The organism is Myxacorys sp., assembly GCF_059501405.1.
Map to the genome: position 1 here is coordinate 1 of NZ_JCACCM010000019.1, position 13,550 is coordinate 13,550.

The 13,550-nt window shown below is 47.7% G+C and carries 15 protein-coding genes; 3 read left to right on the top strand and 12 right to left on the bottom strand.

Translation table 11 applies throughout. The features are described 5' to 3' along the window. Positions 1-239: 239 nt before the first annotated feature. Complete coding sequence (locus AC5I6P_RS01915; RefSeq protein ID WP_495692073.1) at positions 240-524, bottom strand: hypothetical protein; 285 nt, start codon at positions 522-524, stop codon at positions 240-242. Between the two features lie 1,080 nt (positions 525-1,604). On the opposite strand from AC5I6P_RS01915, the gene sigC reads away from it, so the two are divergent. After that, on the top strand, positions 1,605-2,861 hold the full coding sequence (gene sigC, locus AC5I6P_RS01920; protein WP_495692127.1) for an RNA polymerase sigma factor SigC: 1,257 nt from the start codon (positions 1,605-1,607) through the stop codon (positions 2,859-2,861). A 129-nt stretch (positions 2,862-2,990) separates the two neighbouring features. After that, positions 2,991-3,452: a ferric uptake regulation protein gene (locus AC5I6P_RS01925; protein ID WP_495692074.1), complete on the top strand. Its 462-nt coding sequence runs from the start codon at positions 2,991-2,993 to the stop codon at positions 3,450-3,452. 1 nt (position 3,453) lies between these two features. Here the strand turns inward: AC5I6P_RS01925 and AC5I6P_RS01930 are convergent, their stop codons facing one another. The 11 genes from AC5I6P_RS01930 to AC5I6P_RS01980 form a co-directional block, all read right to left on the bottom strand. Beyond that, positions 3,454-4,275, bottom strand: coding sequence for a peptidoglycan-binding domain-containing protein (locus tag AC5I6P_RS01930; protein WP_495692075.1), 822 nt, complete (start codon positions 4,273-4,275; stop codon positions 3,454-3,456). Positions 4,276-4,445: 170 nt separating this feature from the next. Then, positions 4,446-4,883 carry an SH3 domain-containing protein gene (locus AC5I6P_RS01935; RefSeq protein ID WP_495692076.1) on the bottom strand — a complete coding sequence of 146 codons (438 nt, stop codon included), beginning with the start codon at positions 4,881-4,883 and terminating at the stop codon, positions 4,446-4,448. A gap of 43 nt (positions 4,884-4,926) precedes the next feature. Further along, on the bottom strand, positions 4,927-6,453 hold the full coding sequence (locus AC5I6P_RS01940) for an AAA family ATPase (RefSeq protein WP_495692077.1): 1,527 nt from the start codon (positions 6,451-6,453) through the stop codon (positions 4,927-4,929). A 69-nt stretch (positions 6,454-6,522) separates the two neighbouring features. Then, positions 6,523-7,023, bottom strand: a complete 501-nt coding sequence (locus tag AC5I6P_RS01945; RefSeq protein WP_495692078.1) for a YceD family protein — start codon at positions 7,021-7,023, stop codon at positions 6,523-6,525. A 76-nt stretch (positions 7,024-7,099) separates the two neighbouring features. After that, the gene (locus AC5I6P_RS01950) at positions 7,100-7,603 is read right to left on the bottom strand and encodes a Jag family protein (RefSeq protein ID WP_495692079.1); all 504 of its coding nucleotides are present in this window, start codon (positions 7,601-7,603) and stop codon (positions 7,100-7,102) included. Positions 7,604-7,609: 6 nt separating this feature from the next. After that, positions 7,610-8,755 carry a membrane protein insertase YidC gene (yidC, locus tag AC5I6P_RS01955; protein ID WP_495692080.1) on the bottom strand — a complete coding sequence of 382 codons (1,146 nt, stop codon included), beginning with the start codon at positions 8,753-8,755 and terminating at the stop codon, positions 7,610-7,612. Positions 8,756-8,882: 127 nt separating this feature from the next. Continuing rightward, positions 8,883-9,281, bottom strand: coding sequence for a PH domain-containing protein (locus AC5I6P_RS01960; RefSeq protein ID WP_495692081.1), 399 nt, complete (start codon positions 9,279-9,281; stop codon positions 8,883-8,885). Then, positions 9,271-9,699 carry a ribonuclease P protein component gene (gene rnpA, locus AC5I6P_RS01965; protein ID WP_495692082.1) on the bottom strand — a complete coding sequence of 143 codons (429 nt, stop codon included), beginning with the start codon at positions 9,697-9,699 and terminating at the stop codon, positions 9,271-9,273. Before rnpA ends, AC5I6P_RS01960 begins: the two co-directional genes overlap by 11 nt. Positions 9,700-9,754: 55 nt before the next feature. Then, entirely contained in the window at positions 9,755-9,901 is a 147-nt protein-coding gene (gene rpmH / locus AC5I6P_RS01970) for a 50S ribosomal protein L34 (protein ID WP_495692083.1), read from the bottom strand. Positions 9,902-10,003: 102 nt separating this feature from the next. Then, complete coding sequence (locus tag AC5I6P_RS01975; RefSeq protein WP_495692084.1) at positions 10,004-10,558, bottom strand: DUF2808 domain-containing protein; 555 nt, start codon at positions 10,556-10,558, stop codon at positions 10,004-10,006. 215 nt (positions 10,559-10,773) lie between these two features. After that, on the bottom strand, positions 10,774-12,708 hold the full coding sequence (locus tag AC5I6P_RS01980) for a DNA/RNA helicase domain-containing protein (protein WP_495692085.1): 1,935 nt from the start codon (positions 12,706-12,708) through the stop codon (positions 10,774-10,776). A 266-nt stretch (positions 12,709-12,974) separates the two neighbouring features. On the opposite strand from AC5I6P_RS01980, the gene AC5I6P_RS01985 reads away from it, so the two are divergent. Next, positions 12,975-13,502 carry a hypothetical protein gene (locus AC5I6P_RS01985; protein WP_495692086.1) on the top strand — a complete coding sequence of 176 codons (528 nt, stop codon included), beginning with the start codon at positions 12,975-12,977 and terminating at the stop codon, positions 13,500-13,502. The last annotated feature ends 48 nt before the right edge of the window (positions 13,503-13,550 follow it).

Genomic DNA, 13,550 nt, shown 5'->3' on the forward strand with positions numbered 1-13,550 from the left:
TGCTCACGATATTTGTCGCCTCTTTTCCTTTTTGCAATAAATCAGCCCTGCCCCATTTCCGTTGACCCAGGGGAGTGGGGGGATGGGTGATGAAGCAACTCTTGCAGCGTTGAGTCTTGATGCCACCTACCAAAACTGCCTAAACAGGGAGATCTCGGCCAATTGCCTGCTAGAAGCGGGTTTGGAGTGACAATCTCATTAACTGAGACTAAGCTGAACGAGAAAGAAATGCTTTATCTTTAGGGGCAGTGAGTACCACCACAACCTTCAGTGTGGCAAAGCTTCGGTGCGCTATCTGCCATCATGCCGCCGCTAACGCTGAGCAATTCTTGCTCGCTCAATTCGCCAGATTCAACGACCATCAATTCTGCTAGCACTTGAGATACACCTTCAACCGTAAAGTTGTAGCCCTTTTCTGCACCCGCGAGGATCAACAGTTTGATTGCTTCGGCCTGGTTTGCTGCGGCTTGGAGCTGCTGTTGCAGTTGAGCATTTTGCAGGAGGTCTTTGATGTTCTGAAGCATGAGTGCATTCTCCTTTGTTGAAATCGTTAATTTACTGTTATGTGAGGCTGTCCTCTCAGGGAAGTCGCCTCTTGAGTCGTGCGTTTCCCTGACTTGTTTAGCAATGTAGAGGATGATCGGGGAGAACTAGGGGAGAAAGTTACAGCAAAAAAGAATTAGAGTAATGGAGTTGCTGGGAAATCAATTAGAGTTCAGATGAGATTCTGACCAGCCTGATCTGGGATACTTGTTCAGGCTGCCATTTAAGGAAGTCTATAATCCAGCAGTTATGAGCTTTAGATAGTCGTCAAAACCTTTCTAGCTTTGCCTTGTACTGCTTTTTCGGCTTGGGTAGGTTTGGGTGCAAGTTGAAATTTGATCTTCGTCATCGCTCGCGAAGGGGCTTTTTGCAGAGCGACGGTGAGCATGTCTGAATGATCACTGTGGTCAAGCAAATCGTAATCTTCTGTGTATGCCTCTTGGTCATTGAAAAACGCTCCTTTATCAATTTCAGCAACAGCAAATTTATTGCTCCCGTAAGCAAAATGATCAACGAAAACGCTAAACCATTTCCTGGCAAGGAATGATTGAGTTCAAAATTAAAAACAACGCTGAGTGATTAGTGATTACGATCACCAGATTGTATGCTCTTGATCACTCTTCATTTTATTGCTCAAAATCCCAGCATACTTTTTCCACTTCTGCGATAACTTCATTACTACATAACTAGTTTTGCTAAATCTTAGAAGCTTTGATGAAGATGACCGAAGCTCGAAACCTTTGTCCTGAGAACAACGTGCAGCTAGTGTAGGTTAGATTACTGCTCGCTCTAAATTACTTTTCAGTAATTCAGTCGTCTTTAATACTAAGCACGAATTGATATCCACTAAATCAAAGCATTTCTGTCCTTTTTCGGAATGGATGCATAACGACGTGTAGTCTCTAAAGAGATTTCGATCTCATCGCTCGAGCAACGCTTAGGTTGGTCAATCTCCACTTCTGGAACCTATGTCTGTGTTCTCAAGTCCTAAAAGGCGGGGAACACTAGCTACACAACCAACCGCTTCTTATTCGTACCCAGAGCAACCGAAACGAAACATGATGCCAGCAACCTCTTTCTACGCTGATGCAGACTACGACTCCTCAGCTGTGGAGCAGCCATCTCCCTTCGTGGCACGGTTTAATGATCGCGACGATCTCGAACCCTCGCCCGAAGATCTGGTGGATCTTGACTTGGGCTATGTCCCGCAAGGCACGCAAAACTTAGGGCGTCGGACAACTGATTTAGTTCGGCTGTATTTACAAGAAATTGGTCGCGTCCAGTTGTTGGGTCGAGATGAAGAAGTCTCGGAAGCCCAAAAAGTGCAGCGCCACATGCGGCTTTTAGAGCAACGCAACGAAGCGGGAGAAACCGGAAACACACCCGTCCAGCGCTATGTACACTTGATTGATGCCCGCGATCGCCTAGCCTCCATTCTGGGACATCGACCGTCTCTAGAGCGGTGGGCCACTGAAGCAGGCGTTGAAGTCTCTGACCTGAAGCCGATTTTGGCTCAAGGCAAACAGGCGTGGGCAAAGTTAGTCAATCTCAGCACTGAAGAATTAGATCAGATTCAAAATTCAGGAATCAATGCTAAAGAACACATGATTAAGGCAAACCTGCGCCTAGTCGTGTCCGTTGCTAAGAAATATCAAAATCGTGGTTTAGAACTTTTAGATCTGATTCAAGAAGGCACATTAGGGCTAGAGCGTGCTGTTGAAAAATTTGATCCAACCAAAGGATATCGCTTTAGCACTTATGCCTATTGGTGGATTCGGCAGGGTATTACCCGTGCGATCGCCACTCAGAGCCGCACGATTCGCCTCCCGGTTCACATCACCGAAAAATTAAACAAAATTAAAAAAGCTCAACGCAAAATCTCTCAAGAAAAAGGTCGCACTGCAACAATCGAAGATATCGCCGTAGAACTAGAGATGACGGCTCCTCAAGTTCGGGAAGTTTTGCTGCGAGTGCCGCGATCGGTTTCTCTAGAAACCAAAGTGGGCAAGGAGAAAGATACAGAGTTAGGCGATCTGCTCGAAACGGAAGAAATTACGCCAGAGGAAACGTTGATGCGCGAGTCCCTGCGGCGGGATTTGCTGCAACTTATGGCAGACCTCACCGATCGCGAACGAGATGTGATTCAAATGCGGTTTGGCTTAGGCAGCGACGGACAGCCCTATTCCTTGGCAGAAATCGGTCGAGCGCTCGACCTCTCTAGAGAACGAGTCCGGCAAATTGAAGCGAAAGCGTTGCAAAAACTTCGTCAGCCTAAACGACGCAATCGTGTGCGAGACTACCTAGAATCGTTAAGTTAAAGGCTTGCGGTTCTAGAATCCAGTCAGCTGCCTTCCTCAACTGAATATTACTGTCAATAAGGCGTACTTCTTGCAAGTCGCCTTATTTTTAGTTATGCTATATTCTCAAGAAAGGAGGCTTTGTTGAGAATGTTAAACGCTCCTGTTTATACTTCAGCCTCACTCAAGGCTGAACTGAATGAGAAAGGTTGGCGCTTGACTCCACAGCGCGAAGTAATTCTCACTGTGTTTCAAAATTTGCCAGAAGGACGGCACTTGAGTGCTGAAGATCTCTACGCTTTACTGGAAGAACAAGGAGAAGGTATTAGTCTATCGACAATTTACCGCACTCTGAAGCTCATGTCGCGCATGGGCATTCTGCGGGAACTGGAACTAGCAGAAGGTCATAAGCACTACGAAATCAATCAGCCTCACCCGCATCACCATCATCATCTGATTTGCGTGCGGTGCAGTAAAACGATTGAGTTCAAGAGTGATCCAATTCTAAAAATTGGCACGAAAGCTGCTCAGAAAGAAGGTTATCACCTGCTAGATTGTCAGCTATCGATCCATGCGGTCTGCCCGACCTGCCAGCGATCGCTGCTGGTATAAGTCACGGATACGTAACTCGCGCATCTAATCCCTGCGATCGCAGCAGTCTTGTTTGTCTATCTGCCGCTTCCTGGGTAGGGAATGTACCCGCCTGAACATACTCTCCTAGGCGCGAGGTTGACAGGAAGGCAGATGGCGAAATCTGACGTACCCTGGCAAGGGTCGTGTTGTCGTTCTTCGGCACGATGACTACATAGCGCTCACTAGTATCTCCACCCACAGCGGATGAGATTCCCAAGGCACTCAGGGTTTGAGCATTAGCACTTCCAGTTACGGCAAACTGTCTATCTTGCTGAAATCGAGTGACTGCGTCTTGAGTGACAGAACCGTAATAGCCTGTCACGGAAGTATTGAAGTAGCCTAGGTTGGCTAAGCGACGCTGTAATTCTTCCACATCAGCACCGCTATCGCCAACACCAAGCTGCCGACCGGAGGGTTGATATCCAGGTGAGGGGCTACTTCCCAAGGCTTGATAGACTTGAGTCCCGGCAATTCCATCAGCGACCAAATTGCGATCGCGTTGAAACCTCAGGACAGCCTCGGTCGTATCTTGCCCGAATACCCCATCAATGGAGCCTCTGTAATAGCCCAGCGCTGCCAATTGTTGTTGAAGGCTAGTTACGGCGGCTCCATGATCGCCCTCCTGAAGGACACCATCAGAGGTGTAGATTGGGGCAAATTGATCACGGTTGTCAGGGATACGATCGCCTTCAAACTGTGCCATTGCCGATTGAGCAACCCCTAAAATAAGGGAACTGATGAGTAAGCTCAAAAGGTTTAGATAAGCGGGTTTAGAAAACTGCCGTCGATTTAATTTGCTCATGGTTTTATAAGCTTCGACTAGGTTAGGAAGAGAAGCTTTTACTTTTCTTAAAGAAATATTATCTAAGTTCAACGCTAGCGCCTAGCAGTTTCAGGACGAAATCGCTATGTCTTTCGACAGAATTTTGGATATTTGTACTAATCAGAAATTCACATCAAGAATTTCCCGCTCTACTCAATGTTTCCAGCTTTAACCCAACCTTCTTTTTCGCTCACTGGAAGTCTTACCTTTTGCCAACCACCATCTGGGCTAGTTTCTAGAACAATTACCCGGTTGTTATACTCAATGCCACCAATCTGACTCCCATTAGGACCGTCTCTCAAAATGAGACCAATTGGTTGGGTGACTCGCGCTTCCGTTGCACCCGGCGGTAACGGTTTAGCAGATGGTTCGGTTGAAGACGATTCAGCCGTCTTATTGGCTTTAGCGGCTGTAGTTGTGGCATTTGATGACTTCGCTGCTGGCGCGTCGTTGGGGTAAATCGGTTTTGCAGGCGCAGCATTGTATTTTGCAATCACAATACGAGCGGCGATAAAACCGCCTCCAGCGATGAGACCAATCGCGACTAGCAGCCCAAGGAGCACTTTAGAAAAGCCAGACCAACTCATGAGTCACCTGATGCAATGAGTGAAGCAAGCCAAATTCTACCACTCATCCTTCTGGTTGCTGCAATTGGCGCTGAATTCGATCGCTCAAACTGCTGTGTTTTGAGGCGAGTCTTGCTTTTCCAGCCGAGGCCCAGTCCTGGAGAAATTCGATTTGCTCTTTGGCAGTGCGGGCAAGGGGGACGGTTTGACTCGCCGCTTGTAGGATATCGTCGGTAGTAAAATCGCGGTTTTGACTAAAGCCTAGATGCATCGCTTCAATCAGCGTTTGCTCAATTTCGGCTCCAGAAAAATCAGGCGTTTCATAAGCGAGGCGATCGAGGTCGTACTGACCCAGATTGTGCGATCGTAGTCTCGATAAATGCACCTCAAAAATGGCGCGTCGTTCTTCTTGGCTGGGCAAACCGACAAAGAAAATTTCGTCAAATCGACCTTTTCGCAACATCTCCGCTGGAAGCGATTGAATATTATTGGCAGTAGCGACGACAAAAACAGGAGATTTTTTCTCTGCCATCCAGGTAATAAAGGTTCCGAAAACACGGCTTGTTGTGCCCGCATCACCGCGACCATCGACCCCTGAAAAGGCTTTATCAATTTCATCAATCCATAGAATGCAAGGCGCAAGGGCTTCCGAGAGTTGAATCATTTGACGAGTTCGAGACTCTGACTCGCCGACCAAGCCCCCAAAGAGGCGACCCACATCTAGTCGCAGGAGCGGCAGATGCCAGTGGTGCGCGATCGCTTTCGCCGTAAGTGATTTTCCAGTGCCCTGAATGCCAACTAGCAGTAGCCCTCTAGGAAAGGGCAATCCGTATTGCCGCGCCCGTTCTGAGAAAGAGCCGCCGCGTCGGATCAGCCAGTCTTTGAGGTTATCCAATCCGCCGATATCTGAAATATTTTCCGTAGCCGGATAGAAATCTAGAATCTGAGTCTGCCTGATGGTTTGGCGCTTTTCTTCTAAAATCAGATCGACATCTTCGGGTCGCAGTTCACCATGCAGAGCTAATGCCCGCGCCAAAACCCGTCGAATTCGCTCAATTGATAGCCCTTGGCACGATCGCACTAATTCATCTAATACCTTGCCTTCTACGCGCTGTCCGGTGGCGCTCAAAAGGCGCTCAATCTCGGTTGTAATCTCAGCGGCGTTGGGTAAGGGAAACTCTAGTACCGTTAGAACTTCGCTCAAATCTTCTGGAATGGCAACTTGTGAGGAGAGCAACACCAAGTTCTTCGGTTGAGATTTCAGCAACCGAAGAAGATTACGCAATTTGCGCGAGATGGAGATATCTTCTAAGAAGCGATGAAAGTCTCGCAGCACAAAAATTGCGGCGGCACTAGCAGGGAGCTTTTCGACGAATTCCAGGGCTTGAAGCGGATTGCGTTTGCCAAATCCGAGATCGTTAGGATTCCCCTGATAGCCATCGACAAAATCCCAGGTGTAAACCGCTCGATCGCCCTGTTGTTTTGCTGATAGCGCGATCGCAGCTTCCACCCGTTCCTCTTCGCGAGTTGGGATGTAGATAATCGGGTATCGCGCTCGTAGCAGCAGATTAAACTCGTCGCTGAAACTCATAGCAGGTGCAGGTCAATAGGGATCTCACCTCTATACCGTACAACACCGCCCTTCCTAGGCAACACATCCTTACGAGGGGAGGTGTCCCTTCAAGGCGTTGAGCGATGCCCATCGTCGGTCAGTGATGTGAGCATTTTTATTCTCAACTTCAATCCCTTGACAAGACTGGCTACACAACTGACGTTGGGGAATTTCTAGACACAGCTGCTCATAGAGCCACTTCTCAGGGTTGAAATATCCGTTTGGTGGCAACGATTCCATCAGATCGTCTAGGGTTAAATCGTGATCGAGGGGAAGTTCTTCGGTTGGGTCGGCGGCATCGTTAAGCCAAATCATCTCTGATGGAGAAACAGAAAGACGATAGTTGAATTGCTGTAAGCACCGATGACAGGTGAGGGTTACGATCGCTTCTGCTTGCGCTGACACCTCTAGATAGTTGCCTTGGTGAGTAATAGTGATGGTGCCTTGAACTGGAGTTAACGTTTCTAGACCTTTGATTGGCTCTTTAAATTCAAGGGTCTCGGTTCGCTCAGGGGCATGGGTTAATCGAGGAATATGAATCGCTTTCATTAAAAACAGTTACTCTTTAGTAACTCGAAAACGCCAATTTTTTCTTTGGTTTTGATCTGACTCTCTAGGTTTGATCTTAGCTTTGATCTGAGGGGTGGGCAAATCGCACAACCAAATTCCGATGAGGTTCTTGCCCGCGGCTGAAGGTTTCTAGATCGGGTTGATCTTGTAGCAGGGAATGAATTTGGCGACGTTCGGCCGAGGAGAGGGACTTGATCTCGTATTCCTCGCCTGTCTCGCGGACGCGATCGCTCGCGGTTTGAGCGATCGCTGCTAACTCTTGCTGACGCCGTTCACGGTAGCCATTTAGCTCGATCGTCACCGCTCCTTGCTCTTCCTGGCTTAAACCGAGGTTCAGCGCAGAATTGGCCAAATACTGAATTGCATCCAATCCTGCTCCGCGATCGCCAACTAAAATGTCAATTTGATGGGGCTGTAAAGTCGCATGGTCAATCGTCAGCCAGCAGCTTTTCCCGAATGGATTTTCTCGAACTTCGGCTGAAACCGTTGTCGATAGCCCCGCCAGCTTCAAAAAATTCTCTAGCCACTGCTGACCCCGTTGCTGTAACTGATCGCCCATCTCAGGTTATGCCTTCTTCTTACGGCCGGGTTCAAAGGGTAGCGCTCCATCTGTCACTGTCGCTGCTGCTCCGCCGCCATTTTTTGCTTCTTCGTCAACAATCTTCTGAAGATTCTCTGGAAGCGGTTCACGGGAGAGGATGAAGGTTTGAGCGGTCTGAAAAATGTTCGCGATGACCATGTACATCAATACTCCAGCCGGCAACGGGAAGAAGAAGAACATGCCAGAAAAGATCACCGGAGTGATTTTGTTGACTGTATCTTGCTGAGGATTACCAGTTGATCCCTGTCCCGAAAGAAGTTGATTGATGTAAAGGCTGATTCCAAAGAACAGAATCATGCCGATGATATCCCAGTGCAGCGTTCCGTCCGGATCAACCGCACCAACGTGACCGAGCGCGTTAATAAAGAGGAACCCTTTATCAGCCGCTAAACCTGGAATAATCGCTTGGAGCGTGACATCTCCGGGTTGCAGCGCTTCGATCGTTCCGTCTTCGTTGATCCGAATCCGCTCTGCTCCGGCAGTCACTTTGTACTTCGGAACCAGATTGGTGTCAGGGTATTCTGCCGTTAATTGGCTCAGTGGCTTTCCTTCAGGCGTTTGAAATTCAAACTTCGTCTTTTCACCGACGGCTAGCTTGGTTCCACTCGGCGCGATCGCCGAGATGCGAGAATGCACACCGTCAGACAAATAAATGTTCTGAGGCGGGGTCACAAACGCTTGAGGCGTCACTTGCTCAATCTGCTCTTTCGGCAAAATTTGCAGGTTCACGTTGTAAGGCACGTCTGAGAAGGGTGATCCCCGCAAGGTTGCAAATAGCGCAAATAGAATCGGCATCTGAAGTACGACTGGTAGACAGCCTGCTAAAGGATTGCCAAACTCTTTGTAGAGAGCACTAATTTCTTCTTGCTGCTTCGCTGGATCGCTCTTGTACTTCTCCTGAAGCTCCTTCATGCGCTTCTGCATCACAGGCTGAGACACTTTCATCCGCCGCATACTGCGAATTGAGCCAGCGCTCAACGGGTAGAGCGCGAAGCGAATTACTAAAGTCAGGGCAATAATTGCCAAACCATAGCTGGGTACGATCCCGTAGAAGAAATCCAGGATCGGGAGCATGATTTTGTTGGAAAGAAAGCCGATACCAAAGTCCATTCGCTTTACGTCTACCTTAAAAATTGCTGTTTCAACCTAAGCCTCTCGATCGATTGAGATGAATCGAGATGACCAGATTCTAGTTTAGCGTTCACCGCGTCTATCGACGCTTGATCGATCGAGATTTCTATTTTTGAGACCCTAATCCACCACTCACTTTTTTAGCTCGCTCGGATAAATGTTGATTGATATAGTCGTAAACCTGGCGGAAGTTTGGAACAGAGCGCATCTCTAAACGGCTACCGTCTTTTAGCGTCAATACCATATCACCCCAAGCACCAAGGCCACGGGGAACCGTGACAACCTTTGCAATTTCAGAGTAAATGATATCGGAGCGATCGCGACCCATCCACCCCCCCGTCACGCTGATCCGGCGATCCGTAATGCGATAGCGCAACCAGAGTGCCCGTACGATGGAGCCAATCGTGAGCGGAATACAAATAATCGTAAATCCGAGCAGAATGTTGATGATCAAGTCACCAATATGAGGCCCGCCTTCGTAGTAGACCTCTTCTTTAATCGCCATATAGCACCTCGGCTTTTGTCAACAACTGCTCTAATTCTTGCAGAAATTGAAAATAATCACACTGAATCGCGGGTGCTTCTTCGGAATCCGCTTTCGACGATCCTTTAGAGCTTGGCGAAGCCAATCGCACTCCGATCACAATATCCCATCCTGGAGAGAGCCGAGGCAGTAGCTGACGAAGTGCTGCCCGAATCTGCCGTTTAATTCGGTTTCGAACAACGGCACGCTTACTCACTTTTTTGCTAATTGAGATACCAATCCGCGTAGGAGCAGGCTCGCTTGCTAATTCTTTAGAGCTTGGCAGCGCTAATCGCAGCGCTCGTAATGTAAAACATGTAGAGCCGCGACGAAGCCCACGTTGATAGACAGCATCAAAGTCTCGTCGGTGTTTTAGTCGGTGATGCTTTGGCAATGCCACTGTGGTTTACTCAATCAGCGGTTCACTCGATCAGCGCAACGTCGCAGCAATCTCGCTATCCCTGAGAAACAGATAGACGAATCCGCCCTTTATTACGCCGTGCTTTAATCACGTTCTGTCCGTTCTTGGTTCGCATCCGGGCGCGAAATCCAGACACTCTTCTTCTCTTACGAGAGGTTCCTTCTAAAGTACGCTTCGTCATTGCCGTTGCTCCAGCTTAAATCAATCAAAAAATAAGTAGACTGCGGAAAATCGCCACAGTCTACTAGAGTATCATCTTTACCGAGTTATTGAATGCCGATAGTTATTGAATGCCGATAATCCAGGTTCCAAGAGTTCGCAGTAGGGGCGCATCGCCTGGCGAAAGCACATTGCAGTTGAAGTAGAACATGCCGCCGCTACTTGGATTTTTGACGTTTGAGAAAATAAGTTCTACGTTGGACGCTGCTGGAACAGGTTCTTGAGGAAACACTTCGATCACGTAGTTTTCTTTCTCCCACTTGACTTCCTGAATGGGAACTTTCTTGTCATTTACTCGCAGTTCGACATCTTTGGGATCAAATACACCTTTGTAATAGCTGGGGTAGTCGATCGAGAACTGCGCGACCGCAACTTTCATTTTGTCCTTCTTGACTCTCAGTCGGTAGCGATCCCAACTGCCTGAGTTGCCACCGAAGTCAAGGTGATAATTGAGTTGATTCTTGGGTTCGACACCGCTAAAAATTGTGAATCCTGGCGTAGTTTGAGCGCGTACCACCAGAGGAAGACTCGCCAGTAAAGAGCCTGCGATCGCAAAGCTAGTGGTCGAGCGCACCAAAGAAGACGCCACTCGACGCATCGAACATCCTTTTAGCAGCATAGGTATTTGACCAGAAGAACAATGGTTAGGAGAAATGGAATGAGACTTCATGTAATGAGATTAACAGTTAAAGGATAAGTCTGATCAGAGGAGAGGCTTTGATTGATGCTGAATGCATTAACCCTCAAAATGTTCCCCTGAACAAAGTAATTACCCAATTTCTATCGGAAGTCTCCGGTAACGCGGTGCGATCGCGACTAAACAGTAGCAAATTTTCAAACGGCATTCCGTTGGAGCAATTCTCCAGAGCTTGTAGAAGACAATCGCAATCCTGTTGCTTGTAGCGCTTCAAATGTTCCATCCATTTTTGGATCTGGAGGCACGAAGATGATGAACCCGTCGCGCCCACGACTCAGAAGGACTCGATAGCTATTTAATCTAAGTCGTAGCGGGTCGCGGACATTTTTCTGTCGAGTTGTACTGGCCCATGCTCCATCGCGCCAAATCAGATCGTTACCCCAACAGACGATTGGAAAGTCCAACTCCAGTCCTTGGCAGCTAAATTCTGTGACGACTCCATTCAAAGCACAACAGGAAAGCGATGAATTTGGTGAATCGATGTACCACGCTCCAACATTCAGCTTCTGAGTCGAAATATAATCGTTTTTGATGTTGTATTGAGTAAGGTTGCGAGCGCGGGAAGAGGCAACAAAACCATAACGTTTATCAGATTGCTCATGATAGCGATCGCGGCAATAAGATTTAGCAGATTCTAAATCGCGGGCCAGATAGGTATCAAATCCTTCGTCAATCAAAGAAGGAATGACTTTTGCTGCTTGATCAAATTCACCTGAAAGAACGTAAGCAATCCAATCCTGCACATGTTGGGCCACATGCGTTCTGAGTGAGGTTGTAAGGTTAAATAAATCTTTAGTATGAAGGCGTTCTGCCGGAATTGCACTGAATACTTTTGAGGGTTCAGCGGCGCAATGAACATGCCACTTAGAAGCAATAGGTTCAAATCCTAAATTCCACTGTTCAATGCCGTCTTCTTCGCCCACATGGATCTGCTGACCTTCACCAATTAAACCGACCAAAACGCACCAATCCGGAATGCGATCGCAAATGCCAATGACTGCACCCGCTGCCGCTAAACCGATGCCGTATTTTTCAGCCATGCGATCGCGATCCCAGGCTCGTTGCGCCTCATCAAAAACGATCATGTGTTCTTTTGGAGCGGTTTGGCGGCGCATTTGATATTGAATATAAAAGTTGCGAACGGCTTGCACAAACGCTTTGCTCTTGAGTGCATACTGCAAAACGGTCAGTAAGGGTGCGTTCCCAGTGAGAAAAATAGCAGATCGCTTTCCATCGATCTGCAAAGGATTTTGGTAAACAAACTGCAAACCAACTAAGGTTTTTCCGGCTCCAGGGACGCCCGTAATTAAAACAAGATGACGCTCTTTTTTCTGCTCTGCTGTTTCTGCTAATTCATTTAAATAGGCTAGTAACTCTGGAATACCTGCACTTTGAGCGCTTTTAATGTTTGGAAGCGATTCGTTTTGAAAGATTTGCTGTGCCGCTTGAACAACCGTTGGCAGTGGTGAATAATTCGCATTAATCCAAGCTTGCGAGCTGATTTTAGGCTGTGTTGTTTCTAACGAATCTAAATATGTTGCTATGTTGGATGGATTAATAATTTCTACTTTGTTGTGTAAACGATTTTCTTTTGTCGTTCGAGTGAGAACTAGTATTGCTGTGACCGGATTTCGAGACGACTCGCTGTGATACTCTGCCAAATCACGGGCGTAGGCGGCTACTTGATCGATGTCTGCTGTGGATGGGGTTGATTTTTGCTTGAACTCGAAAACAAGAATATGACCTGCGCCAAGGATGACAACATCAGGACGGCGGCCCCCTTCGCTAGGCAGTTCATATTCAAAGATGATCGTCCACGTTGCTGCATCAGGACGGGTTTGCAGGAGATTGGAGAGTTGCGATCGCAAAATCTCCCCGCACTCGATCCACGCTTGCTGTTGAGTAGCAGTCGATCGCTGTTGGTAGAGAAATTGATAGTTTGCGCTGAGCGTCTCTATCCAGTTGGTGGGCGTGGTTGAGAGAAAGGTGTCAATTTCGCCGCGCCAGCCATAGTTGATGGTCATTTGCTCCGTTTGATCACATAAGTCGAGTTGGCTTGCATCTTTTATCATGTAACAAATTCAACCATTTCGTGTTCGGCGCTCCATCTACTGACAGAGGAGAACGAGAGGGGATTGAAAAACTCCGTGAACATTACTTCAAGTTTCTAAGGCTGCTTCTCAGCGAGAGAAGGAAGGTTTTATGCCGTACTCAAAGAAATTTTTGGAGTGCTATGGGATGATTGATGATGTGAGCTTGCGGAGCGTGGTAAAGGCGATCGCGGTTGTTGAAATTTGATTTTTGATGCGATCTATCCATATTTAACTCGGGAAATACTATGAAACGTCATCTACGATTTTCTGCTCTTAGCGTCCTGTTGATGGGGCTGATCGCTTGCTCTCAGTCGCCAAGTGCTGAAAGTTCACAACCCTCCACCTCAGTTGCCGCATCTCCCATTGCAGGAAGTTCAAAGCCAGCCTCTTCAGTACCAGCCTCTCCTGCTGCGTCCTCTAAAGCAAGTTCCAACGGAGATTTGACTCAATTGTTTAGTCGAGTTTGGCGAGTGACGAAAGCACCTTCAACGCCTGCATCGGGCAGCATTTATACCTTTCTACCGAACGGGACGCTGCTGCAAACTTCTTGTGTCGAACCTTACCGAATTTCGACATGGACAATTGACAAGAATGCGCCTCGCGTCTTGCGCGTGGTTGAAGATGGACAACTGGCGTTTACAGCGACGATTTCCCAGTTGAGTGACACTACACTCCAATTGCAGCAGACCCTAGTTCGCAGCAACGAAAAACGAGCCATCACTTTGAGCGCTGTGCAGCAAGAGTTTGTGTGTCCTGACTTACCCAAACGTTAGTCACATAGATGTTGAGTCACATCCTGATTTAGAAGCGGGTTTCCTTCA